At 42.6% G+C, this 26,519-nt stretch carries 22 protein-coding genes; 3 read left to right on the top strand and 19 right to left on the bottom strand.

Annotated elements, in window-relative coordinates:
- Positions 1-155: 155 nt before the first annotated feature.
- From ABVF21_RS15820 to putP, 5 genes are all read right to left on the bottom strand, one after another.
- Complete coding sequence (locus tag ABVF21_RS15820; protein WP_194222420.1) at positions 156-1,103, bottom strand: diacylglycerol kinase; 948 nt, start codon at positions 1,101-1,103, stop codon at positions 156-158.
- 307 nt (positions 1,104-1,410) lie between these two features.
- Positions 1,411-2,844 carry an Asp-tRNA(Asn)/Glu-tRNA(Gln) amidotransferase subunit GatB gene (gene gatB / locus ABVF21_RS15825; protein ID WP_303533697.1) on the bottom strand — a complete coding sequence of 478 codons (1,434 nt, stop codon included), beginning with the start codon at positions 2,842-2,844 and terminating at the stop codon, positions 1,411-1,413.
- A gap of 16 nt (positions 2,845-2,860) precedes the next feature.
- Entirely contained in the window at positions 2,861-4,309 is a 1,449-nt protein-coding gene (gene gatA / locus ABVF21_RS15830; RefSeq protein WP_303533695.1) for an Asp-tRNA(Asn)/Glu-tRNA(Gln) amidotransferase subunit GatA, read from the bottom strand.
- 14 nt (positions 4,310-4,323) lie between these two features.
- Positions 4,324-4,614 (bottom strand): Asp-tRNA(Asn)/Glu-tRNA(Gln) amidotransferase subunit GatC, encoded by a 291-nt coding sequence (gene gatC, locus ABVF21_RS15835; protein ID WP_226616418.1) that lies wholly within the window; start codon positions 4,612-4,614, stop codon positions 4,324-4,326.
- Between the two features lie 234 nt (positions 4,615-4,848).
- Entirely contained in the window at positions 4,849-6,312 is a 1,464-nt protein-coding gene (putP, locus tag ABVF21_RS15840) for a sodium/proline symporter PutP (RefSeq protein ID WP_303533693.1), read from the bottom strand.
- A gap of 648 nt (positions 6,313-6,960) precedes the next feature.
- On the opposite strand from putP, the gene ABVF21_RS15845 reads away from it, so the two are divergent.
- Positions 6,961-7,911 (top strand): metal ABC transporter solute-binding protein, Zn/Mn family, encoded by a 951-nt coding sequence (locus ABVF21_RS15845; protein WP_303533690.1) that lies wholly within the window; start codon positions 6,961-6,963, stop codon positions 7,909-7,911.
- A gap of 41 nt (positions 7,912-7,952) precedes the next feature.
- On the opposite strand, the gene ABVF21_RS15850 is transcribed toward ABVF21_RS15845, so the two are convergent.
- From ABVF21_RS15850 to ABVF21_RS15875, 6 genes are all read right to left on the bottom strand, one after another.
- Positions 7,953-9,200, bottom strand: a complete 1,248-nt coding sequence (locus ABVF21_RS15850) for a CamS family sex pheromone protein (protein WP_303533687.1) — start codon at positions 9,198-9,200, stop codon at positions 7,953-7,955.
- Between the two features lie 13 nt (positions 9,201-9,213).
- Entirely contained in the window at positions 9,214-11,214 is a 2,001-nt protein-coding gene (ligA, locus tag ABVF21_RS15855; RefSeq protein WP_371018566.1) for an NAD-dependent DNA ligase LigA, read from the bottom strand.
- A gap of 25 nt (positions 11,215-11,239) precedes the next feature.
- On the bottom strand, positions 11,240-13,462 hold the full coding sequence (gene pcrA, locus ABVF21_RS15860) for a DNA helicase PcrA (protein ID WP_371018567.1): 2,223 nt from the start codon (positions 13,460-13,462) through the stop codon (positions 11,240-11,242).
- A gap of 63 nt (positions 13,463-13,525) precedes the next feature.
- Positions 13,526-14,215, bottom strand: coding sequence for a heptaprenylglyceryl phosphate synthase (locus ABVF21_RS15865; RefSeq protein WP_303533680.1), 690 nt, complete (start codon positions 14,213-14,215; stop codon positions 13,526-13,528).
- Between the two features lie 625 nt (positions 14,216-14,840).
- A complete protein-coding gene (locus ABVF21_RS15870) occupies positions 14,841-15,137 on the bottom strand; it encodes a YerC/YecD family TrpR-related protein (RefSeq protein ID WP_136948324.1) in 297 nt (98 codons plus the stop codon).
- A 158-nt stretch (positions 15,138-15,295) separates the two neighbouring features.
- Entirely contained in the window at positions 15,296-17,041 is a 1,746-nt protein-coding gene (locus ABVF21_RS15875; RefSeq protein ID WP_303533675.1) for an adenine deaminase C-terminal domain-containing protein, read from the bottom strand.
- 87 nt (positions 17,042-17,128) lie between these two features.
- Here ABVF21_RS15875 and ABVF21_RS15880 point away from each other — a divergent pair, with 87 nt between their 5' ends.
- Both ABVF21_RS15880 and ABVF21_RS15885 read left to right on the top strand, forming a co-directional pair.
- Positions 17,129-17,374: a YgaP family membrane protein gene (locus ABVF21_RS15880; protein ID WP_303533673.1), complete on the top strand. Its 246-nt coding sequence runs from the start codon at positions 17,129-17,131 to the stop codon at positions 17,372-17,374.
- A 68-nt stretch (positions 17,375-17,442) separates the two neighbouring features.
- Positions 17,443-17,544 carry an EYxxD motif small membrane protein gene (locus tag ABVF21_RS15885; protein WP_336622850.1) on the top strand — a complete coding sequence of 34 codons (102 nt, stop codon included), beginning with the start codon at positions 17,443-17,445 and terminating at the stop codon, positions 17,542-17,544.
- Here ABVF21_RS15885 and purD read toward each other — a convergent pair.
- The 8 genes from purD to purS are packed head-to-tail and all read right to left on the bottom strand — an operon-like array spanning position 17,522 to position 26,518.
- Positions 17,522-18,790 (bottom strand): phosphoribosylamine--glycine ligase, encoded by a 1,269-nt coding sequence (purD, locus tag ABVF21_RS15890; protein WP_303533670.1) that lies wholly within the window; start codon positions 18,788-18,790, stop codon positions 17,522-17,524. The two genes, ABVF21_RS15885 and purD, sit on opposite strands and share 23 nt — an antisense overlap.
- 15 nt (positions 18,791-18,805) lie before the next feature.
- Complete coding sequence (gene purH / locus ABVF21_RS15895) at positions 18,806-20,344, bottom strand: bifunctional phosphoribosylaminoimidazolecarboxamide formyltransferase/IMP cyclohydrolase (RefSeq protein ID WP_303533668.1); 1,539 nt, start codon at positions 20,342-20,344, stop codon at positions 18,806-18,808.
- A gap of 32 nt (positions 20,345-20,376) precedes the next feature.
- A complete protein-coding gene (purN, locus tag ABVF21_RS15900) occupies positions 20,377-20,937 on the bottom strand; it encodes a phosphoribosylglycinamide formyltransferase (protein ID WP_303533666.1) in 561 nt (186 codons plus the stop codon).
- Positions 20,934-21,974 carry a phosphoribosylformylglycinamidine cyclo-ligase gene (gene purM / locus ABVF21_RS15905; RefSeq protein ID WP_303533663.1) on the bottom strand — a complete coding sequence of 347 codons (1,041 nt, stop codon included), beginning with the start codon at positions 21,972-21,974 and terminating at the stop codon, positions 20,934-20,936. Before purM ends, purN begins: the two co-directional genes overlap by 4 nt.
- Before the next feature lie 15 nt (positions 21,975-21,989).
- The gene (gene purF, locus ABVF21_RS15910) at positions 21,990-23,402 is read right to left on the bottom strand and encodes an amidophosphoribosyltransferase (RefSeq protein WP_303533661.1); all 1,413 of its coding nucleotides are present in this window, start codon (positions 23,400-23,402) and stop codon (positions 21,990-21,992) included.
- The gene (purL, locus tag ABVF21_RS15915) at positions 23,378-25,603 is read right to left on the bottom strand and encodes a phosphoribosylformylglycinamidine synthase subunit PurL (RefSeq protein WP_371018568.1); all 2,226 of its coding nucleotides are present in this window, start codon (positions 25,601-25,603) and stop codon (positions 23,378-23,380) included. Before purL ends, purF begins: the two co-directional genes overlap by 25 nt.
- The gene (purQ, locus tag ABVF21_RS15920; protein WP_303533656.1) at positions 25,587-26,270 is read right to left on the bottom strand and encodes a phosphoribosylformylglycinamidine synthase subunit PurQ; all 684 of its coding nucleotides are present in this window, start codon (positions 26,268-26,270) and stop codon (positions 25,587-25,589) included. The genes purL and purQ overlap by 17 nt, the downstream gene beginning before the upstream one ends.
- Positions 26,267-26,518, bottom strand: coding sequence for a phosphoribosylformylglycinamidine synthase subunit PurS (gene purS / locus ABVF21_RS15925; RefSeq protein ID WP_098446125.1), 252 nt, complete (start codon positions 26,516-26,518; stop codon positions 26,267-26,269). Before purS ends, purQ begins: the two co-directional genes overlap by 4 nt.
- Position 26,519 lies beyond the last annotated feature (1 nt).

Consider the following 26,519-nt stretch of genomic DNA (forward strand, 5'->3'; position numbering starts at 1 on the left):
GATCGCGAAATGTAACAGCGCGGTGCTTTTTGCACGTGAAGCGAGCTCGATTTCATGGTTTATTGGCCAAACCCAAATTTCCTCCTCCACTCCCAGATCCTCCACTACAACAGAAAAAGCCAGAGCTCTCAGTCTCTGACTTCTCCCATTCACTTCTACTCACCTGAAATCGCGCGCTTGTGCGCGGCTTCTTCTTCATTTGTATGTTTTTCGCTCGTTTCTTTCGGGACGATCATTGTGATGTGACGATATAAGTTCGTAAACTCTGCTGGAAGTGGGCCGCCGTACTCTCCGTCCAGGTTGAGCTGCATTTTATCGACTGATTCTACTTTGATGTGACTTGCTTTTTTGTAGACCACATTCGGATCATTAATATGATCACCACGTAGCGCACTGCTTGCGATCCGAATGAATTCTGCGATGTTCGTCTTTTTCAAAATCATGAGGTCGAACAGTCCATCATTCAATGACGCATGAGGGGCTAGCTTTTCAAATCCGCCGATGGAGTTTGAGTTAGAGACTAGAAAAAGCATAATTTCATCTTCAAAGAGTTTTCCATCATATTCAATCCGAGTCCTCGCCGGGCGAATGGATGGAAGCATTTCGATGCCTTTCATATAATAAGCTAGCTGGCCAAGCATTGTTTTAAGCTTACTAGGCACTTCATACGTTAATTCAGTCAGACGTCCGCCACCTGCGATGTTGATAAAGTAATGTTCGTTTACACGACCAATATCAATTGGCATTTCAAGGCCGTTGCATAGGACATCCATAGCACCTTCAACTGTGCGAGGAACGCCAATCGCTCGTGCGAAATCGTTCGTTGTACCAACTGGAATAATCCCCATTTTCGGACGATACGGCTGCTCAGCGATGCCATTGATTACTTCATAAATCGTTCCGTCTCCACCCGCAGCAATGACAAGATCAAATCGTCTTTCTACAGCGATGCGCGCTGCTTCCGTTGCATCCCCTTCACAAGTGGTTGCATGGGCAGACGTCTCGTATCCATTTACTTCAAGGCGTTCTAAAATATATGGCAGCGAGCGCTTCACTTGTTCTCTACCGGACGTTGGATTATAAATTAGTCTTGCACGTTTCATCCTTCATCATCCTATCTTCTCTATCTTAATTCTTTCATTCTGATTTGCATGTATGGTTACTTTTTTGATTTGGTTTGGACAACAATCGTACGCGTTCTCTTAAGTAATGTCTTCTTTTATTTATATGATAGTCGCAAACAAAAAACGCCCACATTCTCGTGACCGTTTTCCACCGCTTAACCTTCTGTTCTGATTATAGGCTTTTCCCTAAAAAAAAGCAAAGCCGAAAAAATGCGGATGAGTGGAACAAGCTTGCACTTCTATATAGACAATAAAAAAACCCTCCGCAATGGGAGGGTTTCACAATTTATCGCTTATCCATTTCTTCAACAATGAGTTTGTTTACCATTGGAGGATTTGCTTTTCCTTTGGTTGCCTTCATCACTTGACCAACGAGGAAGCCGAGTGCGCGGTCTTTCCCGTTTTTGTAGTCTTCGATGGATTGTTCGTTCTCGTCAAGAATACCTGAAACGATTGAACGAAGCTCGCCTTCGTCAGAAATCTGAACAAGGCCTTTGTCTTTAACGATCTGTTCAGGATCGCCGCCTTTTTCGATAAGATCTTTGAATACTTTCTTCGCGATCTTAGAAGAAATTGTTCCTTTCTCGATTAGAGAAATCAGTTTGCCTAATCCTTCCGGAGTTAGGGCAACTTCATCAATTTCTTTATAGTTCGCATTTAAGTATGCCGATACTTCCCCCATCAACCAGTTTGAGGCTTGTTTAGGATCAGCCCCCTGGTCAATCGCTACTTCGAAGAAATCAGACATTTTCTTAGACTGAGTGAGTACCATCGCATCGTACTCTGGAAGATCATATTTCTGCACATAGCGCTCACGACGAGCATCTGGAAGTTCAGGAATATCTTCGCGCACGCGGTCCATCCACTCTTTATTAATCGCTAGACGAACAAGGTCAGGCTCTGGGAAGTAACGGTAGTCGTCAGATCCTTCTTTCACACGCATCAGAATTGTTTTCTTACCAGCTTCGTCATAACGACGCGTTTCCTGGCCGATCACGTTTCCTGCTAGAAGTTCTTTCTCCTGACGTACTTCTTCGAATTGAAGACCTTTTTGTACGTTAGCAAATGAGTTCAAGTTCTTAAGCTCAGTTTTAGTACCAAACTCTTCTTGTCCATATGGGCGAAGAGAAAGGTTCGCATCACAACGAAGAGATCCTTCTTCCATTTTACAGTCAGACACTTCCGTATATTGAAGAATCGCTTTTAGCTTCTCAAGGTAAGCATACGCTTCTTCAGGTGTACGAATATCCGGTTCAGATACGATCTCAACTAGAGGTGTACCCTGACGGTTGAAGTCAACAAGAGAGTGGTTCTCTCCATCAACGTGCGTGAGCTTACCAGCATCTTCTTCAAGGTGAAGACGCGTAATACCGATACGCTTTGTTTTGCCGTTTACTTCAATATCAATCCATCCGTTTTCACCGATTGGCTTATCATATTGTGAGATCTGATAAGCTTTCGGATTATCTGGGTAGAAATAGTTTTTACGGTCAAACTTCGTATCTTGTGCAATTTCACAGTTCAATGCCATTGCCGCACGCATCGCATAATCAACAGCTTGTTCGTTCATCACTGGAAGAACACCAGGATGACCTAGACAGATCGGGCAAACGTTCGTGTTAGGCGGCGCACCGAAATTCGTTGAACAATTACAGAAAATCTTTGTGTTTGTCTTCAGTTCTGAGTGAACTTCCAGACCAATAATAGTTTCAAAATTCATTTTCAGTCGTCACCCCTTACAGCTCTGGTTTAGCCTTATGATGATCCGTTGCTTGCTCAAATGCATGAGCTACGCGGTAAACGGTCTTCTCATCAAAGTGCTTTCCGATTATTTGAAGTCCAACAGGTAGGCCATTTGATAAACCACAAGGTACGGAAATCGCAGGAACGCCTGCAAGGTTAACCGGGATTGTGAGAATATCATTCGCATACATCGTTAGCGGGTTATCAATCTTCTCGCCTACTTTAAAGGCTGGTGTCGGCGTTGTAGGTCCGATAATCACATCGTAGTCCTCGAATACTTTTTCAAAGTCATTCTTGATGAGCGTACGAACTTTTTGTGCTTTCTTATAATAAGCATCGTAATAGCCAGAGCTAAGTGCAAATGTACCAAGCATAATACGTCGCTTCACTTCGTCACCAAAGCCTTCGCTTCTTGTTTTCTTATAAAGATCAAGAAGGTTCTCAGCTTCAGCACGAACGCCATAGCGGACGCCGTCAAAGCGAGCAAGGTTAGCTGATGCTTCTGAAGAAGAAAGAAGATAGTATGTCGCTACAGCATATTTAGAGTGAGGTAGAGATACTTCCTCCCAAGTTGCGCCAAGCTCTTCAAGCTTTTTAAGTGATTGAAGGACGCTGTTCTTCACGTCTTCATCTACACCTTCAGCAAGGTATTCTTTCGGTACAGCAATACGAAGACCTTTTACATCGCCAGTTAGGCTAGAAAGGTAATCTGGAACGTCAACGTTCGCTGATGTTGAATCCATCTTATCGTGACCTGCAATAGATTGAAGAAGATAGGCGTTATCTTCTACGGTGTTTGTGATTGGTCCAATTTGATCGAGTGATGATGCGAACGCGATCAAGCCAAATCGAGAAACGAGTCCGTAAGTAGGTTTTAATCCTACAACACCACAAAAAGCAGCTGGCTGACGGATTGAACCACCTGTATCAGAGCCAAGTGAGAAGAAAACTTCTCCAGCAGCAACAGATGCAGCTGAGCCGCCGCTTGAGCCACCAGGTACATAATCGGTGTTCCATGGGTTACGCGTGCCAAAGAAGCCAGAGTTCTCATTAGAAGAACCCATCGCGAACTCGTCCATATTCAATTTGCCCACAGTGATGGTTTCCGCTGCATTTAAACGTTCAACCACTGTTGCATTATGTAATGGGTCAAAGTTGCTTAGAAGCTGGCTTGACGCTGTTGTACGAAGTCCTTTTGTAACAATGTTATCTTTCACACCTACAGGGAGACCAAAAAGAAGCCCTCTTGCATCTTCTGTACCGAGCTTTTCATCAAGCGCTTTTGCTGATTGCATTGCTCCTTCTTCATTTAACGTCATGAATGCTTTTACCTTTTCATCGACCGTATGAATACGATCAAACGAGGTTTGAACAAGTTCACTGACGGATAATTCTTTCTTATGAAGCAAGCTGTGAAGCTCACTTATGCTTTTATCAAACAAGGACGTTGCCTCCCTTACTCAAATATTGATGGAACTTTTACTTGACCATTCTCTTTATCAGGTGCATTCTTCAATGCTTCCTCACGAGATAACCACGGCTGTACTTTGTCTTCACGAAGTACATTTTTTAAATCGAGAACATGCGTTGTAGGCTCAACGTTCTCTGTATCTAATTCATTCAGCTGCTCCGCCATTGAAATAATGTCATCAAGCTGAGTTGTAAACTTCTCGACCTCTGCCTCATCCATTTCTAGTCTAGCGAGGTTCGCTACATGCTTAACCTCTTCTTTGGTAATTCTGGACATCACTTTCACCTCCACAAATTTCGAACAACCTGCAATATATAGATGATACCAAAAACAAGCTTCATTAAGCAACAGAACGCCGTCTGTTCCAATTTTAAACAAACGTTTAATTAAGTCGGATTAATCAAACGTTTGTTTAACTTCTGTTTTAGGGCTTGCGTCTATAGCTTGTCCCATTCTTATTTCAAAAAAAGACTCACCCCTTATTGGGATGAGCCTCTTGAATAAAGCTGATTAAAATTCAGATGTCTTAGCTGCTTCAAATTCATCTTCAATCTCTTTACCAGGTTCTTTACCTACAAAGCTGAATGCCATAACAGCGATCCATGCAAGAATAAAGCCTGGAATCAATTCGTAAAGGTCGAATAGTCCGCCTGATAATTGAGCCCATAGAATAACGACTACTGCACCCGTGATGATACCAGCAAGGGCACCATTACGCGTCATACGTTTCCAGAATAGACTCAGTATAATAACAGGCCCAAATGCGGCACCAAAGCCGGCCCACGCATAACTTACAAGATCAAGAACACTGCTATCAGGGTTGTAAGCAAGTAGAATAGCAAGTAACGCAATCGCAAGAACCGCGATACGACCTACCCATACAAGCTCAGTCTGACTAGCATTCTTACGAAGGATCGCTTTATAGAAATCCTCCGCAACAGCACTTGAAGATACAAGAAGCTGAGAGTCAATTGTACTCATAATCGCAGATAGGATTGCAGCAAGCAAGAAGCCGGAAACCCATGGATTAAAGAGCACTTGTGTAAATTCAATAAAGACTGTTTCCGAGTTCGGAAGGCCCGCATCGAAATAGGCAATACCGATGAAACCAGTAAAGATTGCACCAAACAGTGAAAGAACCATCCATGACATACCAACAAGGCGTGCTTTAGGAATCTCTTTCGAAGATTTAACTGCCATAAAACGAGTGATGATGTGAGGTTGGCCAAAGTAACCAAGTCCCCAACCAAGCAGGGAGATAATCCCCATAAAGCTCATACCAGTAAAGATATCGAGATAAGTTGTATCCGTTGCACCGACTTGATTAACTGTTTCGCTCCAGCCACCCATTTCATTTAGGGCAACAATTGGCACGACAACAAGTGCAAGGAACATAAGTATTCCCTGGAAGAAATCTGTCCAGCTTACCGCTAAGAAACCACCAAGGAACGTATAAGAAATAATAACAAGTGCACCGATCCACAATGCGCTTTCATAGCTCATTCCGAACGAGCTTTCAAACAGGATTGCGCCCCCAACAAGACCTGAAGACGTATAGAACGTAAAGAATACAAGAATGACAATTGCTGAAATCACGCGTAGTGCTTTCGAACTATCACGAAAACGGTTTTCAAGGTAATCAGGAACCGTAATCGAATCATTCGCCACTTCTGTATAACGGCGAAGACGCGATGCAACAAACTGCCAGTTCAGGTAAGCTCCGATTGCGAGCCCAATCCCAATCCAAATTTGACTCATACCACCTGCATACATTGCACCAGGTAGGCCTAGTAAGAGCCAGCTACTCATATCTGATGCTCCGGCACTAAGTGCGGCTACAGATCCACCTAATCTTCTTCCTCCAAGAACATAATCAGATAAGTTACTTGTCATTTTGTAAGCAATTAATCCAATTGCGAGCATACCGACAAGGTACACTATAAATGTGACTAACGTTGGCGTCTCAATACTCATCGAGTACTATTCTCTCCTTTCGGTAAAAAAAGTTATTATTGATAATACGACTAATAAAGGCATTGGTATAAGTAGCCAGAACCATGTTGCGGTAGTTAAGGTATATTCCACACTTTCACCCCCTCCAAAGTCAATATTCACAACTATGCATTTTTGCTGTGAATTCAAATTATTCCAGTAGACCATTAGTCCTTTACAAACCAATGATTACTATATCACAAAATATTTTTCTGAACAATGCAAATATTATAAGATAAACTTTTCAATGAATAAAAATACATAATGAAAGAGATTTCCCTTCTTTTAGCAACTTTTATGTCATAAGTATTCAAGAAAATTTATTTAAATTAATTGACCAATATTTCCCTCATCTACATACTCTAGTAACATTTACCCACTATTTTGTAATGTTAATCTTCAAATTGAAATATTTTTTTATAGATTGCCGCGTTCCCCTTCTTTTCATACCTCCATAATGCTAATTATCACAACTATTTTTTCCATGTAATTTTCACCCTTCCCACTCCAATACCTTTTTAAGACTTTTTACTATAATGAACAAAACAAATCGGAAAGATTACTGTTTGCAAAACGTAATCATTACGATATAATGAGTGGCAGAGAAACTTACGGAAGGGAAAATCACTTATGAATAATCGCTTTTTTAAATTAGCGTTATTATTATCTATTTCTACGTTTATCCTTGTCGCTTGTGGTCAAGATGAGTCAGACTCTAAAGCGGATGGAAAGCTTACCATTTATACAACACTTTATCCTCTTGAATACTTTGCCGAACGGATTGGAGGAGAAGATGTAACGGCTGAGTCAATCATTCCTCCAGGTAGCGATGCACATAGCTTCGAGCCAACAACTAGAACAATGGCCGAATTAGCTGAAGCAGATTTGTTTATATATAATGGTGCAGGTATGGAAGGGTTTGCTGATGCTGCACAAGATACGCTAAGCAATGAGGATGTCATGGTTCTTGAGTCTGCTAAAGACATCCATCTAGATGAATCCGAAGAAGAGCATGAAGAGCATGAGCACGAAGAGCACGCCGACCACGACCATGGTGATATGAATCCCCATATTTGGATCGATCCAATTCTTGCAATAGAGCAAGCTGAAAATATTAAAGATGCTCTAATCGCTCTCGATCCTGATCAGAAAGAAACATTCGAAACTAATTTTAGTTATTTGCAAGAAGAATTATTAGCCTTGGATCAATCCTTCCAAGAAATGGCTGATCGTGCAGATAAGAAAGAATTTCTCATCTCTCATGATGCTTATAGCTACTGGGAAAGTCGTTATGGCCTTGAACAATTAAGCGTCTCGGGTCTTTCTCCTTCTCAAGAACCTACTCAAAAACAATTAGAAGAAATTATCGAAACAGCAAAAAGCCACAATTTGAAGTATATGCTTTTCGAACAAAATGCTACCCCCAAGCCTGCTAAAGCAGTTCAAAAAGAGCTTGGACTCAATACGCTTCGCATCCATAATCTATCTGTTTTAACCGAAGAAGATATCGAAAATAACGAAACATATTTCACATTAATGGAAAAAAACATTCAAACACTCCAAAAAGCCTTGTCTGAATAACAAAAAACCTCCCAGTGTTTTTACACTGGGAGGTTTTTTGTTTATTGATAAATATGAACAAACGGTTCTTCTTCGTTAGGATCTTTCACAATCATACTTTCTGTTTCTCCGTTATTTGTGATGTAGATGGAGACCGGAAGCTCCTGAGGAAATGTATCATTTCGTTTCTTGACAAGACCGTTTACGAACTGTGTAAACGAAATGACCTCCGCTTTGCTATAGAATTGGATTGGTATTTCAACCTTCAATTGTGTAAGCTCATCCTGTTTGTAGAACCCGGTGCCAATGACACCTACAAAGTTTGGAAAGAAATCCTGGATTTCACGTGTGAAATCATCAAACTTCTCTGCTTCAGCAGGGTACTCGTCGGAGGCTGCAGAGGAAGGAAAAGCAACGTACTTCTCATTTAAATCCTTCCAAGAATCCGGGCTGGATTTCCCTTCTCCTACAATGGTGCTCGCCACAAAGTTTCCTGGGACAACTGATTGTCTTGGTTGCTCTAAAAACAGAGTGAACATGATAGGTACGTCATGCTCAGCACGAATTTTCTTCACAATTGGTTCAATCGATTCCTTCGCCTTAGAAATCACTTCTTCTTTCCCTAGTTCCACTGAACCAGTATATTTCAGGCCATTCTCATCAAGAACTGAATAAGGATATTCAGAATAAAGCGATAAGGCAATCGAGATTCCGCCTAGTTGTAACTCGTCATCTTTGTTTTGAACATAGTAATCTTGTTCATGTATATAAGATAAGAATTTAGGGTTTTTCTTCTCTGCTTCAATTACTTGCTCATAATTAGCAGGATTTTCTTCCACTCCGAGCTGTGGATTAAGTCCCTCATTTACTTCCTTCTCTTTATCTTTTTCAGCTTCTTCTTTCGTTACACCATTATCTCGATACAGCCAGCTATGAATTTGCTCTGTATCAAAAAGCTGACCTTCTTTAAAGAAATATTTCTCAGGATCAAATTGCTCTTGAGAAAGTCTGATTAAACCCATCTCAAGCGCATCAACATCGAGACGGTTATCAACGCCAGCCGTGATTAATCCCCTAACTTGTGAAGTATCAAGAGAATTTTTATCCCCATCCTTCTCAAGTACTGAACGATAATACGTTTCAGATGTTTTGATATCTTCACTAACAATCATTTCTTCGCTATCTTCGCCTTCTGAATCATTCACTTTCACTGTATCGTCCTGATCGCCCTTCATAAAACTTGGAACACAACCGGATAATACGAGCGAAAGGGCCATGATACTAACGATGAACGTTTGCTTCTTTGGCATTACTTCCCTCTCCTCATTCGTTTAACTCTTCAAGGAACCTGTTCTCACTCCACACGTCAATGCCAAGAGACTCTGCCTTTTCAAGCTTAGAACCAGCATCTTCCCCTGCAATGACAAGATCTGTGCTCTTACTTACACTACCTGTCACCTTTGCGCCTTGTTCTTCAAGCTTCTTCTTTGCTTCCCCGCGACTCAACTGTTCTAACTTACCAGTGAGTACAATTGTTTTGCCCGCAAACACGGAATCAATGTCTTCTACCGCAACTGGCTTAGGCCCTTTATAGGTCATATTAACGCCAGCTTCTTTTAATTCTTCAATTAGTTCATGCACTTCTTCGTTTTGAAAATATCGCACAACAGAATCAGCCATTTTCTGTCCCACTTCATTAATTGCTTCAAGATCTTCTATATTTGCTTGAACAATACTGTCCATAGAGCCAAATTGTTGTGCAAGAGTTTTCGCAGCTTTTGCACCGACATGGCGTATCCCAAGACCAAACAACAGTTTTTCTAATGAATTATTCCTTGAGACGCTTATCGCCTCAAGAAGGTTGGAGACTGACTTCTCACCCATTCGCTCTAACTCAATAAGTTGATCGTGTGTCAGCTGATAGATATCTGCTACATCATGAATTAATTCCTCTCGAAACAGCTGAGTAATCACCCGTTCACCTAGTCCATCAATATTCATTGCATTGCGTGAAACGAAATGAATGAGTCCTTCACGGAGCTGAGCTGGACATTTTGGATTAATGCATCGAAGTGCGACCTCTTCTTCTAATCGAACGAGATCACTATCACATTCAGGACATTTTTCAGGCATAGAAAATGCTTTTTCTTCACCTGAACGACGATCTTCAAGCACTGAAACGACTTCAGGAATAATGTCTCCTGCTTTTTTCACAACGACATAGTCTCCAATTTTAATATCCTTCTCACGAATCAGATCCTCATTATGAAGAGATGCACGCTGCACGGTTGTCCCAGCAACGAGTACTGGTTCTAAAACAGCAGTGGGAGTGACGACACCAGTTCTGCCCACATTAAGCTGAATATCCAAGAGCTGCGTTACAACCTCTTCAGCAGGAAACTTGTATGCAATGGCCCATCGTGGACTTTTCGCAGTAAATCCTAGCTCCTCTTGTTGATTGAGGGCATCTACTTTCACAACAATCCCATCGATCTCGTATGAAAGATCAGGACGTTTCTCTGACCAACCACCGATGTAATCAATAACATCATCAATCGTGTTACATCGCTTCCATTCTGGATTGGTTTTGAATCCTAGCTCTTTGAGAAAATCAAGGCCATTTGAATGTGAACTAATTTCCCTGCCTTCAACCGTACCTACACCGTATACAAAAATAGACAAGTTGCGGCTAGCAGCAATCTTTGGGTCAAGCTGGCGAAGAGAACCAGCCGCTGCATTTCGAGGATTTGCAAATAAATCCTGATCATTCTTCTCACGTGTTTCATTTAATTTCATGAAGGATGGCTTTGGCATGAACGCCTCACCACGCACCTCCATGCTAACATTTTCGCTTAAACGAAGTGGGATAGCTGGAATGGTTTTCAAATTCTGAGTAATGTCCTCTCCTACCGTGCCATCCCCACGTGTGGCTCCACGCACAAGAACTCCATCTTCATAAATAAGTGAAACGGCAAGACCGTCTATTTTTAACTCGCATACATACGAAAAGTTTTCGCCAATTCGATCACGTACACGTCGGTCGAAGTCCTTCAAGTCCTCTTCACCAAAAGCATTACCAAGGCTTAGCATTGGTACTCTGTGTTCAACTTTTTGAAAGCCTTCAAGCGGCGTGCCACCGACGCGCTGAGTTGGAGAATCTTCCGTTTTAAGTTCAGGATTCTCTTCTTCCAGGTTAATTAATTCATTCATCATCCGATCATACTTGGCATCAGGAACGGTCGGCTGATCTAGAACGTGGTACTCGTAATTGTACTGATTTAAGAGCTGACGAAGCTCTTCGATGCGCTTTTGCTTTTCTTCCATCGTCAAACCTCACCTTCTAAAATGACTATTGCTTTTCAATAGGCGCAAACTTCGCTAACAAACGCTTAATTCCTACCGGGTTAGGGAAAGCAATATCAAGCTCAGTCGAGTCACCCTCACCCTTAACGCTAACGACCGTACCAACGCCCCATTTACGGTGACTTGCTTTATCTCCTACTTTCCAATCGAGTGAATCTCCACCTGTTGAAGTAAGTTGAGGACGTCTAGGCGTCTTAGGAGTAGCAGGTCTTGAAGAAGGTCGGGAACTAGTCCCACCAAACGGTGTAGCTGGCTTTTCTTGACCTTGCTTCTCAAGTAATTCTTCTGGTATCTCTCCTATGAAGCGGGACACAGGGTTCGCGTTTGTTTTTCCGTAGAGTGTTCTAAGACGAGAATTTGTCAAGAAAAGCTCTTCTTCTGCTCTTGTAATACCAACATATGCTAGACGACGCTCTTCTTCCATCTCCTCCTCCTCAAATAGGGAACGACTATGCGGGAATACTCCTTCTTCCATCCCAATGAGGAAAACAACGGGAAATTCCAAACCTTTAGCTGAATGGAGCGTCATAAGTGTAACAGCTTCCCTCTGCTCACCTTCATCCTCATCTAACTTATCGATATCCGCAACGAGCGCAAGGTCTGTTAGAAAAGCGATTAGGCTTTTATCTTCACTTGCTTTCTCAAATTCTTGTGTAACAGAAAGAAATTCATCAATGTTTTCAAGTCGTGTTTGTGATTCGATTGTATTCTCATTTCTTAACGCATCACGATACCCTGACTTATCAATTACTTCCTCAACAAGTTCAGATACGGCTAGATATTCCTGCATTTGTGACCAGTTTGCCATTTGATTACCAAATGATTTAAGAGTCTTAGTGAAACGAGCGCTTAACCCGATCTGCTCGACTTCTTGAAGAGCTGTAAAGATAGAAATATCCTGATTAGCCGCATATTGTGCTACCTTGTCCATTGTCGATGCACCAACACCACGCTTTGGAACATTTACAATTCGAAGTAAGCTAATATCATCATCTGGATTAGCAATGAGACGGAGGTATGCTAGAACATCTTTAATCTCTTTACGGTCGTAGAACTTTGTACCGCCGACAATGTTGTAATGGATGTTCGACTTATTTAAAATTTCCTCAATCACACGCGACTGGGCATTCGTACGATAAAGAATCGCTATTTGTGAATTCGTTCTCTGTCCGGTATTCACCATATCAAGGATTTTCCCTGTTACGAAACGACTCTCATCATGTTCATCGTTTGCCTGATAATAAGTAATATGTGGCCCATCATCATTATCCGTCCAAAGCTTTTTAGGCTTTCTATTCGTATTATTTTCAATAACCACATTGGCCGCTTGTAGAATTTTCTTAGTTGAACGATAGTTTTGCTCAAGGAATATCGCACGTGCACTTGGATAGTCCTTCTCAAAGGAAAGAATGTTCTGTATATCTGCACCACGCCAGCGGTAGATCGACTGATCAGAATCACCAACTACGCAAAGGTTCTGATATTTCTCAGCCATGAGTTTAACAAGGATATATTGTGCCTTGTTTGTATCTTGATACTCATCAACATGAATATACTGAAATTTACGCTGATAAAACTCGAGTACTTCCGGCACCTTTTTGAACAACGTGATCGTCCGCATAATCAAATCATCAAAATCAAGCGCCTGGTTTTTACGAAGCTGCTTCTGATATTGCTCATATGCATCAGCAACAACACTTTCGTAAGGCCCCTTTGCATTCGCTTTATAATCTTCAGGAGTTTCGAGTTCATTTTTTGCAGAGCTAATACTGCCAAGAATCCCTCTAGGCTCAAATTTCTTTGGATCTACGTTCTGCTCTTTCAAAATCTTCTTAATAACAGTCAGCTGGTCCCCAGAATCAAGAATGGTGAAGTTGCGGTTAATTCCAATCCGATCACCGTCTCTTCTTAAAATACGTACGCACATAGAGTGGAATGTCGAGATCCAAATATCTTCCGAGACTGGTCCCGTAATCGAATTTACTCGTTCTCTCATTTCTCGCGCCGCTTTATTCGTAAACGTAATCGCAAGAATATTCCAAGGAGATACCTGTTTCTCCACAAGAAGATACGCAATACGATGCGTCAGCACTCTCGTTTTTCCACTACCTGCTCCAGCCATAATTAAAAGCGGTCCATCCGTGTGCTTGACCGCTTCTTGTTGTTCGGGATTTAGCCCGTTTAGTAACTTATCAACTATTCGTTGCATGTTTTCGCACTCCTCACAAACGTATGTTCTTGTTTCTTATTTTACCTGATCGACAGGAGAGAATCAATTTCCTTTCACAGCAGCAACAGTTTTTATCGCCTGCTTCATATTATCGTATATGACGTTCCCGACAATAATCGTATCTGCAGAAGCTGCCATTTCTTTCGCTTTCTCAGGAGAGTCAATTCCGCCACCATAAAAAAGTTTCGTATCGTCAAGAACCTGGCTCACTTTCCGAACAAGTTCTGCATCTCCATATGTTCCGCTATATTCAACATAAAAAATGGGCAGTTTGAACATTTTCTCTGCCATCCGAGCATAAGCAAGAACATCAGCTTCATCTAGATTAGTATGAGCAGAAGTTAACTGAGCAACCTTAGAATCCTGGTTTAAAATACAATACCCTTCCATCACAATTTCATCCCAGTTCATGATTTCACCAAAATCTTTCACAGCTTCATGATGTAATCCGGTCACCCATCGGCTATCTTCCGTATTCAACACTGTCGGAATAAAATAAAAATCAAATCCTGGTGTCACTGCCTCAACAGTGGATACCTCAAGAGCACATGGTACCGCGTAACGGCGAATTCTAGCAAGTAAATCTAAAGTCCGATCAAGCGTAACGCCATCACTACCACCAACAATCACCGCATCCGTCCCAGACTCACAAATCGCCTCAAGATCATAATCCTCTATCTCCTTATTCGGATCCAGCTTAAACACATGCTTCCACTCTCGAAAATCAAACATCCTAACCCTTCCTCCCACTTTTCCTCATAAATTGGATTATATCAAAGAATACCCTAAAAGCGGAAGCGCCCGTTTAGCCTCGACAAGCGCTGGAGCCCCATAAAAAGAACACGGTCTTTGTGTTCATTTTATGGGGTGAAGCGATCGAGAGGCTGGGCGCTGTAGCTGGATAATGAAAAGCGGAAGCCTCCGTTTAGACCCGCCAGGCACTGGAGCCCTCCAAATTGAACACGGTCTTTGTGTTCGAGTTGGAGGGTGAAGTGACAGAGGGTCTGGAGGCTGCAGCTGGATCATGAAAAGCGGAAGTGGGCGTTTAGGTCCGACAAGCGCTGGAGGCATTTCATTTGAACACGTCCTTTGTGTTCGGATGAAATGGTGAAGCGATCGAGGACCTGCCCACTACAGCTAGATCTACAAAAAGCGGAAGCGCTCGTTTAGCCTTCACAAACATCTGCAACCATTTAAAATCCATAATTCCGCGATTTCCTCGATAATTCCGCGATAATCTAATTTTATCCGCGAAATCGATCATTATTTCCGCGATTTCTCAAATATATCCGCGAAAAGACAAATATCCACCAACACGCCAACCAAAACAAAAATGAGCCGGAAGCCGGCTCATTTTCTACTCTTTATTGTGAACACGATCAAGCGTCATTTGATAGCCATCGTTTCCATAGTTTAAGCTGCGCTTTACTCTGGAAATCGTTGCGGTGCTTGCGCCTGTTTCTGTTTCAATTTTATGATACGTAAACCCTTCACGTAGCATTCTTGCTACTTCCAAACGCTGAGCAAGCGATTGTATCTCATTTACAGTCGCTAGATCATCAAAGAATAAATAGCATTCTTCAAGATCTTTCAATGAAAGAATCGCTTCAAAAAGTTGGTCAAGTGTCTTACCTCGAAGTTTATCAATTTGCATTCTAAATCCACTCTCCTTACTTAAGTATGTTTCGTCTATATGTTGCATTCTGTAACGTTCATCTTGATGTGCTATTTTTACAGCTTTATATTCATTTTAACAATTCAACCGAATAAAATCATGCACTTCACTCCGTTAAGAGGTTACTTTGTTATAGTTTAACGCATTATCGAAGGAAAAAGTACCATTTTCCTTTTCACATCATAAATTCCTTGCTGCGTCAATCGAATAAAAGGTAAATGTGTTGAAGAAAAGAACAACAAGCTATAAACGGGATCTTTATATAAGTAGCCTCTATCTTCTAGTTCTTGTATCATTCTCTTTTCAACTTTGATTAGTTCTTCAAGTGGAAGATCAGACATTTTGCCCATGAGAGGAAGTTTAATTTCGGATATAACTTCTCCATCTTCTACAAGAGAGATCCCCCCACCAATTTCATTTATTCGATTAAAAGCTGTCATCATATCCGCTTTATTTTTCCCAATGATAATAAAATCACCCGTATTTGAAAAGCTGCTTGCAAACCCTTTCACTTGATTAGCGAAGCCTTTAATGATCGTATTTACACGCCATTTCCCTTCACGACTGAGAAGCATCATAAAGCTTTCATCAGAACCTGAAGGTAGCTCTTCAACGGACGTCTCGACAGAGAGATTATAAGGCTTTGTAATAACAGCATTCACCATTTCAATTCCTGCCGGACCAGAGAAAGTTAAATCGTTTGATTGGATTTCCCACGAATTATCAAGTGGAGAAAGCCCATGACCTTCCCAATCAAAAGACCAATCCTGTTCTACTTCATCACGATCGCGCTTTAACCATTTTCCACGCGCTAGAACAGAGACCGGAAGCGGATCTTCTTTTGATGCAAGAATATTAATGTGAGCCACTCTACCCGGTGCTATCATACCATGCGTATCGCTTATACCGTAATGGTTTGCAACATTATATGACACCATAGAATACGCATCTTCTGAAGGGACTCCTTTCTCAAGTGCTATTGCAATTAACTTGTCCGTTGTGCCATTTTCCAGAAATGAAGGCGTCGATCCATCTGTATTCATCATAACGCGGTCAAAGGAAGTAACTCCTTTCTTCAGCAATGATTCGAGAATGACAGGTAGATCAGGTCTTATCGAAGAATAACGGAGGGACGTCATCATACCCATCTCTAAGCGACGAATCGCCTCCTCTCCTGTCATCGCTTCATGATCACACGAAACGCCAAGAAGCCCCATCTTCGTTAATGTTGCGAGAGAAGCACCAGGGAGATGTCCTTCCACTGGTTTACCGAGTCTTCTCGTCTCCTGCATCCATTCTAATATTTCATCATCTCCTCCGAGAACATCAGGCCATGCGGTAAGCTCTCCACCCTGTATCACAAGTGGGTGGGCCAGCCATTCCTTCATATTTTTATTCGTAATGGCCTCTTCATCGAGAAGCTGTGTTTGAGAATCATATCGCGCCCACCAATACATCGAAACGGGATACTCATCTAAATTCTCAATCAATGTAAGCGCTTTCTCTTTTGTCAAACCTAGAAGGAATAAAAGGTTATCATTCATCATTGTTGTTGTCCCCCGCTGCGATGCATATCGCGCAAGTGTAAGGGGATTATATAGTTGAAATGGATGTGCATGTGGTTCAATATAACCTGGCACGAGATATTTCCCATTACAATCAATCCATTCAGTTGACGGGTGCTTTTCAGGGAGATCATCGCCTACGTACACAATACGATCTTCATAAACCCATATATTCGATGTAATCCATTTTTTAAGTCCATTATTTAAATATGTTGCATTGTAAAAAACGATCGATGGAGGCAGTTCTCCAGACACTACTTGAACGTGTTGTCGTAATTGCTGCTTTGTCCATAAATTTTTTCGTTTTGCCAAAACCATCACCCGCTTCAAGAAGTTTTCTTTATTTTAACATAATTTCGACACGTTGCTACTTTAGATTTGTGAATGAAGAAAGGAGTTTTTCAATTGAAGCCAAACATTAGTATGATGAATGCCTTTATTCGACTGGCTACTGGATTCACACTTCTTGCTTATTCAACCGCAAAGCTTTCGAAAGAAGAATCCAAATCAGCCTGGATAATCGCCGCAATCGGTGCCATGAAAGTAGCTGAAGGACATACGAGGTATTGCCCCATCGTTGACCTCATGACTCCCGATGAAAAACTTGATGCAGATGAAACGGCACTTGAAAGAGTGATTAATCCTTCTTAACGTTTTCATAAAAAAACTTCCCTGCATTCAGGGAAGTTTCATCTACCTTATCAAAAGGAGGTCTATTTATGCTCGAGTATATAACAGATACATGGTTAATTTATACGATGATTATTGGAAGTATCGTTGCGATTACATTCGCCTACATTAGGAAGAAACGTGTGAAATAGCGCGATGCCCAATGTCTGTTCGATAGAAGCCTTCCGTTACTTTTACATTTTCTAATTCTTTATATACCACCTGACTCGCTTCTCTCAAATCATCACCTGCAGAAGCAACAAGTAGTACACGACCTCCGTCTGTTACTAGCTTTCCACCGATTTGTTTTGTTCCGGCATGAAAAACAAGAGACTCTGATCCAACCTGATCAAGCCCAGTAATCGCCTTGCCTTTCTCATAGCTACCTGGGTAACCACCTGAAGCAACGACAACACCAATAACGGACTGTTCGCTCCATTCAAGCTTAGGTGTTTTACCCTCGAGGAGATCAAGGATAGCCTGGACGAAGTCTGATGTCATTCTTGGGAGAACGACTTGCGTTTCTGGATCACCAAAGCGCGCATTAAATTCAATCACTTTCGGTCCATTAACTGTTAACATAAGGCCAGCATAGAGAATTCCGGTAAAGGAGCGGCCATCTGATTTCATTCCTTTTGCTGCAGGACGTAAAATCGTCTCAACCGCATGATCCACAGTATCTTGAGAAATTTGCGGAACAGGAGAATAGGCTCCCATCCCTCCTGTATTTGGACCCTCGTCACCATTGAAAGCACGTTTATGATCTTGAGAAATAACAAGTGGGTAAACACGATCACCTTCGACAAGAGCCATTAAAGAGAATTCCTCACCCTCTAGAAATTCTTCTACTACAACACGTTCACTAGCAGCACCAAACTGATTGTTCTCCATCATATCATGAAGGCTTTCAAGTGCTTCCTCTAGTGACATTGCCACCACAACACCTTTACCTGCAGCAAGTCCGTCTGCTTTTAGGACGATCGGCGCCCCGACTTTTTCAACATAAGCTTTCGCTTCGATATAGTCAGTGAAGGATTTAGAAAATGCGGTAGGAATGTTATGCGCAACCATTAATTCTTTAGCAAACGTTTTACTTCCCTCAATCAAGGCTGCTTCCTGTCTTGGGCCAAATACACGCAGTCCTTCCTCCTCAAAGCGATTTACAATCCCGTCGAGAAGAGGTTGTTCAGGGCCAATAAGCGTTAAATCAATGTTTTCCCTTTTTGCGAAGGCAACAAGTTCCTCATGATCACTCTCTTCAATTGCCACAAGCTGACTAACATCCGTCATACCTGCATTACCAGGAGCGACAAAGACTTGATCAACAAGGCTGCTTTCCGCCGCTTTCCATGCCATTACATGCTCGCGGCCACCGCGACCAATTACCAATACCTTCACTCGAAAAACCTCCTCTTAATGTTTAAAATGACGAATGCCAGTAAAGACCATTGTAATGCCGTATTCATTCGCTTTCTTGATGGAGTCCTCATCGCGAATGGAGCCGCCAGGTTGAATAATAGCTGTTACGCCAGCGCGACCTGCTGCTTCAACAGTATCATCCATTGGGAAGAAAGCATCTGAACCCATAACTGATCCCCTGCTCTTCTCACCTGCTTGCTCGATGGCAATATTCGCAGCACCTACACGGTTCATTTGTCCTGCACCAATTCCAATCGTTTGGTCATTCTTCGTTAGAACGATAGCATTTGATTTCACATGTTTCACAACTTTCCATGCTAACTTCAGTGCTTCCCACTCTTCTTCTGTCGGTTCACGATCGGTTGGAACCGAAATATCAGCTTCATCGAATCCATAACGATCACGCTCTTGAAGTAAAAGGCCACCATTAACGGAAGTTAACTGATGTTCAATCGCAGGAGAGGCAGAAACATCAAGCTTCAATAAGCGAAGGTTCTTTTTCTTGGTTAACACAGCTAAAGCTTCTTCTGTAAACGAAGGTGCCATAATAATTTCAAGGAAAATTTCTTTTAACTTAAGCGCTGTTGCTTCATCCACTTCACGATTAATCGCGACAATTCCACCGAAAATCGAAGTGGAATCAGCTTCATATGCTTTTTGATAAGCTTCTACAACCGTTTCACCAGTACCAACTCCGCACGGGTTCATATGTTTCACAGCTACAACAGCCGGCTGATCAAATTCCTTCACAATATTAAGCGCCGCATTGGCATCGTTAATATTATTATAAGAAAGCTCTTTACCATTTAACTGCTCTGCTGAAGCAAGTGAAGCTCCAGTATATAAAGGTTTTTTATAGAAAACAGCTTTTTGATGGGGGTTTTCACCATAGCGAAGCGTTTGTTTCCGTTCAAATGTTACCGTAAGTGACTCAGGTTCTTCTTCTCCTGATTGAGCAGTTAAATATTCCGAAATCACAGCATCATATGAAGCTGTATGGCGAAATACTTTTGCGGCAAGCTCACGACGAAGAATTCCGGTTGTATCACCATTTTCTTCAACTTGTCGCAAAACCCGATTGTAATCAGAAGGATCCACTACAACTGTTACGTCCCGATGATTTTTTGCAGCAGAACGAAGCATCGTCGGTCCGCCAATATCAATATTTTCAATTGCTTCTTCATAAGTAACATCTGGTTTTGCGATTGTTTCCTGGAAAGGATATAAATTCACAACAACAAGATCAATTGGCTTGATATTAAGATCATCCAACTGTTTCTGATGAGCTTCATTATCACGCACAGCTAGAAGACCACTATGTACGTTTGGATGAAGGGTTTTTACGCGACCATCTAGAATCTCTGGGAAACCAGTTACGTCAGAGATGCCAATCACGTCTACACCAGCTTCTTCTAGAGCACGCTTTGTCCCCCCTGTTGAGATCACCTCAACCCCTTTGTCCGCAAGTCCTTTTGCAAATGCTGTAATATCTGTTTTATCAGAAACGCTAATCAACGCCCGTTTAATAGCCATAATGATTCCTCCTACTACCTTTTGTTTTTTTCCTAAAGAAGGGAACGGATGACGGCAGGGTATAAAAGATGCTCTACTGCCTGGATTTTACTTGCCAGGTCATCCTTCGTGTCGCCCTCATCAATCCGAACACTGTCTTGATCAATGATTTTTCCGGTATCCATTCCCTCGTCCACGAAATGAACGGTTACGCCTGTGATTTTAACACCTGCTTCAAATGCTTGTCCGATTGCGTCCTTTCCGGGGAAAGAAGGAAGAAGAGATGGGTGGATATTCACAATTCTTCCTTCGAAGCCTTGAAGCAATGTTGGACCGATTAACCTCATATAACCTGCGAGAATAATCCACTCAATACCAGCATCATGTAACTGCTGAAGAATAAATGTTTCAAAGTCAGCTTTCGATTCATACGATTTAGGATAAAAGGAAAGGACAGGAATGCCAAAGCGTTCTGCCCTTTTTTCAACCTTAGCTCCAGGACGATCACAGACTACGAGTGCCACTTCTGCTTCAAGCTGTCCCTTTTCAATCGCTGCGGCAATCGCTTCAAAGTTCGAGCCGCTCCCAGATGCGAATACGGCTAGCTTCTTCACGACAAGTCACCGCCTCCGAATTCGATTCCTTCTCCCTTTACAACGCGTCCAATCATGTAAGCACGCTCACCATCCTGCTCAAGTGCTTTGATGACATTAACCGCAACATCTTCTGGAACAGCAAGGACCATCCCGATACCCATATTAAATGTTGTAAACATTTCCTTACGAGCGAGACTTCCCTTCTTTTCGATCAAATCAAAAATAGGAGGAACCGGCCATGAACCATAATCAATTTGTGCAGCCAGCCCTTCAGGAAGCATACGCGGAATATTCTCTTCAAAACCTCCGCCTGTAATGTGTGCAATCCCATGAACAGTGTTAGATTGAAGAACATTTAGAACAGGTTTAACATAGATACGCGTCGGTGTCAGCAAAGCATCTCCAAGCGTCATACCAAGTTCGTTATATGACGCTTTCAAATCCATATCATTATCCTTGAGAAGCACTTTACGTACAAGGGAAAAGCCATTACTATGAATACCGTTTGATGCGAGGCCAATGAGAACATCACCTTCTGTCACATTCTCTGTTGTAATCAACTGAGACTTCTCTACAGCGCCAACTGTAAAGCCAGCAAGGTCATAATCATTCTCTTGGTACATGTCAGGCATTTCAGCCGTTTCACCACCAATGAGTGCACATCCTGCCTGTGAGCAGCCTTCTGCAACGCCTTTCACAATTTGTTCGATCCGCTCTGGTGCAAGCCTACCGGTTGCAATATAATCCAAGAAATAGAGCGGTTCTGCGCCTTGTGCGACAACATCATTTACGCACATCGCAACACAATCAATCCCAATTGTGTCGTGCTGATCGAGTTGGATCGCAAGCATGAGCTTCGTGCCTACTCCGTCCGTCCCTGAAACGAGAACTGGCTTCTCATAATTGAGTTCTGACAGATCGAACATGCCACCAAAGCCACCAAGTCCTCCCATAACTCCCTTACGCATCGTTTTTTTCACATGCGGTTTAATCCGATCTACCGCTTCATAACCTGCTTCTATATTAACGCCTGCCTGCCTGTATGCTTGTGCCATAACGGCCTCCTTCAGTTAGACTTTTTCGTAAGGATGTACGGTATCAGGATAAATTTCAGTCGGATAATTTCCTGTAAAACAGCCAAGGCATTGACCGCACGATGAGCCGTCTTCTTCTCTTCCAATCGCTGTAGTCATCCCATCCGTTGTCAGAAACGTCAGGGAATCGGCTCCAATTTCTTCACACATCTCATCTACACTCATCTTCGCCGCTATTAATTCACCCGAATTGGATGTATCAATGCCGTAGTAGCATGGGCTAATAATTGGTGGCGCACTGATTCGAACGTGTACTTCTTTTGCCCCCGCTTCTCGAAGCATCGTCACGATTCGTCTGCTAGTTGTACCACGTACAATCGAATCATCGACAATAACAACACGCTTACCTTCAACAACTCCTCGAACAGGCGAAAGCTTCATTTTCACACCACGTTCTCTCAACTCTTGAGAAGGTTGAATAAAGGTTCTGCCAACATAGCGATTTTTAATTAATCCCATTTCATATGGAATACCAGATTCTTCAGCATAGCCAATTGCTGCTGAAATACTTGAGTCCGGCACTCCGGTTACAATATCTGCCTCAATCGGGGCTTCTTTAGCGAGTTGCTTACCAAGCTGTTTACGTGCTGTGTGAACGTTAATATTCTCAATGTTACTATCCGGTCTAGAGAAATAAATGTATTCCATCGAGCAAATCGCACGTGAGATTGAAGACGAGAACCTCTCTGATTCAAGTCCGTTCTCACTAATAATCAAAAGCTCACCTGGCTGCACGTCACGGATATATTCCGCACCGATTAAATCAAACGCACACGTTTCTGAAGCAACAACATAAGCCCCTTCTAAAATACCAAGTGATAGTGGTCTTAAGCCATGTGGATCTAGCGCCACCATCATTTCTTTCTCTGTCATCATAATAAAGGCATAAGCACCCTTCACCATTGTAAGAGCATTCTTAACCTTTTCACGCTGACTCAAGTAGCCGCTTCGTTTAATAAGGTGAGCCAATACCTCTGTATCTGAAGTCGTCTGAAAAATGCTTCCCTGTCCTTCAAGCTGATGCTTAAGAGCATTCGCATTTACAAGGTTTCCGTTATGCGCAAGCGCAAGACCATCATTCTGCGAGCGAAATACAAGGGGTTGAACATTCTCATATCCGCCGCCACCCGCTGTCGAATATCTCACATGACCAATCGCACCATTGCCTTTAAGCTGATCAAGATCACCAGGTCCAAACACATCATTCACTAGTCCAAGTCCTTTATGATGATAGAGGCGATCACCGTCAGTTGTGACAATGCCCGCTCCCTCCTGGCCACGATGCTGTAAACTATGCAGTCCGTAATACGTTAGCGAAGCAGCATCAGGGTGACCCCAGATACCAAATACGCCACACTCTTCATTTAAGCCTTTGATTTCACCAAACATGGAATAGCTCCTTTCCAGGCTGCTTCAAGCTCTTGAACCGGAGCATCGAAAATATGCGTTTCATCTTCGTGCATAATCGTTAATACGCCAGTACCGGTTACTTCACCGATCAGCTTCGCTCCTGTACGCTGCTCAAATGCCTGCTGATGTTCCCCCTTGATGGTTACAAGAAAACGAGATTGTGTTTCACTGAAAAGATCTGTTGTCGTATCTCCGTCAATCCGTACATTAGCACCAAATTCTGTTCCAATGAGCGATTCCGCAAGTGCAACACTAAGGCCACCTTCTGCGAGGTCGTGAGCTGATTCAACAAGTCCATCTTGAATCGCTGTTAGAAGTTGGTTTTGACGTTCTTTTTCAATTTCAAGATTAAGTGTAGGAGCTTGACTTGAGATCTTACCATCAAGATACTTTTGAAGCTCACTACCGCCAAAATCTTCTCCCGTTTCACCTAGCATATATATTAAGTTTCCTTCTTCTTTAAAGGCTTGTGTTGTCACATGATCCAGATCGTGGACAAGGCCAACCATTCCAACAACCGGTGTTGGATAAACAGCGATGCCGTTTGTTTCATTATAAAGTGAGACATTCCCACCAATAACTGGTGAGTTCAGCATACGACACGCTTCACTCATTCCGTCTGTCGCTTTCTCAATTTGCCAAAAGATCTCTGGCTTCTCAGGGTTACCGAAGTTTAAGCAATCTGTAATCGCTAGTGGCTCGCCACCCGAGCAGACAATGTTACGCGCTGCTTCTGCAACTGCAATTTGACCGCCTACTTCAGGATCAAGATATAAATAACGGGAATTACAGTCCGTTGTCATCGCTAACCCTTTGTTTGTTCCACGCACTCGAACAACAGCGGCATCTGACCCAGGTGACACAACTGTATTTGTTCGCACCATATAGTCGTACTGATCAAAAACCCATTCCTTACTTGAAATTGTCGGCTGACTTAACAAGGTATAGAGCATTTCCTTCGCGTCTTCCACATTTGGAATTGGCTTATAAAGCTGCTGATTTTCAATATAATATTCTGGGATACGAGATGGTTTGTGATAAACAGGTGCTTCCTCTGCTAATGCATCCACAGGAACGTCCGCAACGACTTCTCCTTTATGAAGGAGACGGAATCGCTTATCTTCCGTTACTACACCAACCTCTTTCGCTAAAAGACCCCAGCGATCTGTTATAGCTTTAATTTCATCTTCATGACCTTTTTTCACAACAACGAGCATACGCTCCTGAGATTCAGAAAGCATCATTTCGTATGGCGTCATTCCTTTTTCACGCTGTGGCACTTCATCAAGATTCATTTCAAGTCCCATGCCTGCCTTACTCGCCATTTCGGAAGCTGAAGACGTTAGTCCAGCTGCTCCCATATCTTGAATACCGACAAGTGACTCGCAGTGAACAAGTTCAAGGCATGCTTCAAGCAGAAGCTTTTCCATGAATGGATCCCCAACTTGAACGGCAGGACGCTTTTCGTCAGAAGCATCTGTCAATTCTTCAGATGCGAAGGTTGCGCCGTGGATCCCGTCACGTCCCGTGCTCGCGCCAACGTACATGACCGTGTTCCCAGCTCCTGATGCGATCCCTTTCTGAATGTCTTTATGATCAATTAAGCCAACACACATCGCATTTACAAGAGGATTTCCATCGTAAGAAGAATCGAACTGAACTTCCCCACCAACTGTTGGAATACCAATGCAATTTCCATATCCTGCAATACCGGCTACAACTTCCTCAAAAAGATACTTCACTTTTGGATTGCTCAGCTCTCCGAAACGAAGCGAGTTAAGAAGGGCAATAGGACGTGCACCCATCGAAAAGACATCACGGATAATGCCGCCAACTCCTGTTGCAGCACCTTGATACGGCTCGATAGCTGACGGGTGGTTATGGCTTTCAATCTTAAATACCACCGCCTGTTCATCACCTATATCAACGATTCCAGCTCCTTCACCAGGACCTTGAAGAACGCGCTCACCCGTAACAGGGAATTTTTTTAACACTGGCTTTGAATTCTTGTAGCTACAGTGCTCCGACCACATAACAGAAAATAGCCCCGTCTCCGTATAGTTCGGTGTACGGCCGAGAATCGCTTCCACCATACCGAACTCGTCATCTGTTAAACCCATCTGACTATAGAGCTTTTGGTCTTTAATCATCTCAGGTGTTGGTTCATGCATGTGTGACATGGGATTCCCTCCAGTTGCGTAGTATCGATTTAAATAGATTTAATCCATCTGCACTTCCTAAAAGCTCATCTACCGCTCGTTCAGGGTGAGGCATCATCCCGAGGACATTGCCCTTTTCGTTTACGATTCCAGCTATATCTTCCACTGATCCGTTCGGATTATCCGCGTATGTGAAGGCAATACGGTTTTCATTCTTCAGCATAGTAAGTGTTGTTTCGTCGCAATAGTAGTTACCTTCACCATGTGCGATTGGAATCGTGATTTCTTCTTCTTTTTCATAAGTTGAAGTGAACATCGTTTCATTGTTTTGAACGCGAAGTGTAACCGGTCGGCACATAAACTTCAAGTTCTTATTTCGTTTCATCGCTCCTGGTAACAGACCTGCTTCCAAGAGAATTTGGAATCCATTACAAACACCTAGAATTGGCTTCCCTGCTTCAGCTGCCTTCACGACCTCAGTCATAATCGGTGCAAAGCGTGCAATGGCACCACTTCGAAGGTAATCGCCGTAAGAGAAACCGCCTGGGAGAAGGATCGCATCATAGTTTGCTAGATTTTGCTCATCGTACCGGACATAAACCGCTTCTTCTCCAAGCTCATCTTTGATGGCGTGATACATATCCACATCGCAGTTAGAACCCGGGAACACAATCACCGCAAATTTCACTGTGCGACTCCCTCCTCGATTTCGTAGGTGTAGTCTTCAATAACCGTATTCGCAAGAAGCTTTTCGCAAATTTCTTTAATTCGCTGATCCAGGTTTTCCGTATCTTTCACTGTGAGTTCCATGTATTTCCCGATCCGTACGTCTTCCACTTCATGATATGAAAGACTGTGCAATGAATTCTTTACGGCACTTCCTTGTGGATCTAGAACACTTTCTTTTAACGTTACATAGACTTTTACTTTGTACATG

Origin of the sequence: Pseudalkalibacillus sp. JSM 102089 (assembly GCF_041366475.1) — a bacterium.
GTDB lineage: Bacteria > Bacillota > Bacilli > Bacillales > Guptibacillaceae > Guptibacillus > Guptibacillus hwajinpoensis_B.

Coding starts and splice junctions, on each gene's coding strand:
- ABVF21_RS15820 (WP_194222420.1), bottom strand. CDS start 1,103: ATGAAACGTGCAAGACTAATTTATAATCCAACGTCCGGTAGAGAACAA.
- gatB (WP_303533697.1), bottom strand. CDS start 2,844: ATGAATTTTGAAACTATTATTGGTCTGGAAGTTCACTCAGAACTGAAG.
- gatC (WP_226616418.1), bottom strand. CDS start 4,614: ATGTCCAGAATTACCAAAGAAGAGGTTAAGCATGTAGCGAACCTCGCT.
- putP (WP_303533693.1), bottom strand. CDS start 6,312: ATGAGTATTGAGACGCCAACGTTAGTCACATTTATAGTGTACCTTGTC.
- ABVF21_RS15845 (WP_303533690.1), top strand. CDS start 6,961: ATGAATAATCGCTTTTTTAAATTAGCGTTATTATTATCTATTTCTACG.
- ABVF21_RS15850 (WP_303533687.1), bottom strand. CDS start 9,200: ATGCCAAAGAAGCAAACGTTCATCGTTAGTATCATGGCCCTTTCGCTC.
- ligA (WP_371018566.1), bottom strand. CDS start 11,214: ATGGAAGAAAAGCAAAAGCGCATCGAAGAGCTTCGTCAGCTCTTAAAT.
- pcrA (WP_371018567.1), bottom strand. CDS start 13,462: ATGCAACGAATAGTTGATAAGTTACTAAACGGGCTAAATCCCGAACAA.
- ABVF21_RS15865 (WP_303533680.1), bottom strand. CDS start 14,215: ATGTTTGATTTTCGAGAGTGGAAGCATGTGTTTAAGCTGGATCCGAAT.
- ABVF21_RS15870 (WP_136948324.1), bottom strand. CDS start 15,137: ATGCAAATTGATAAACTTCGAGGTAAGACACTTGACCAACTTTTTGAA.
- ABVF21_RS15875 (WP_303533675.1), bottom strand. CDS start 17,041: ATGGTTTTGGCAAAACGAAAAAATTTATGGACAAAGCAGCAATTACGA.
- ABVF21_RS15885 (WP_336622850.1), top strand. CDS start 17,443: ATGCTCGAGTATATAACAGATACATGGTTAATTTATACGATGATTATT.
- purH (WP_303533668.1), bottom strand. CDS start 20,344: ATGGCTATTAAACGGGCGTTGATTAGCGTTTCTGATAAAACAGATATT.
- purM (WP_303533663.1), bottom strand. CDS start 21,974: ATGGCACAAGCATACAGGCAGGCAGGCGTTAATATAGAAGCAGGTTAT.
- purF (WP_303533661.1), bottom strand. CDS start 23,402: ATGTTTGGTGAAATCAAAGGCTTAAATGAAGAGTGTGGCGTATTTGGT.
- purL (WP_371018568.1), bottom strand. CDS start 25,603: ATGTCACACATGCATGAACCAACACCTGAGATGATTAAAGACCAAAAG.
- purS (WP_098446125.1), bottom strand. CDS start 26,518: ATGTACAAAGTAAAAGTCTATGTAACGTTAAAAGAAAGTGTTCTAGAT.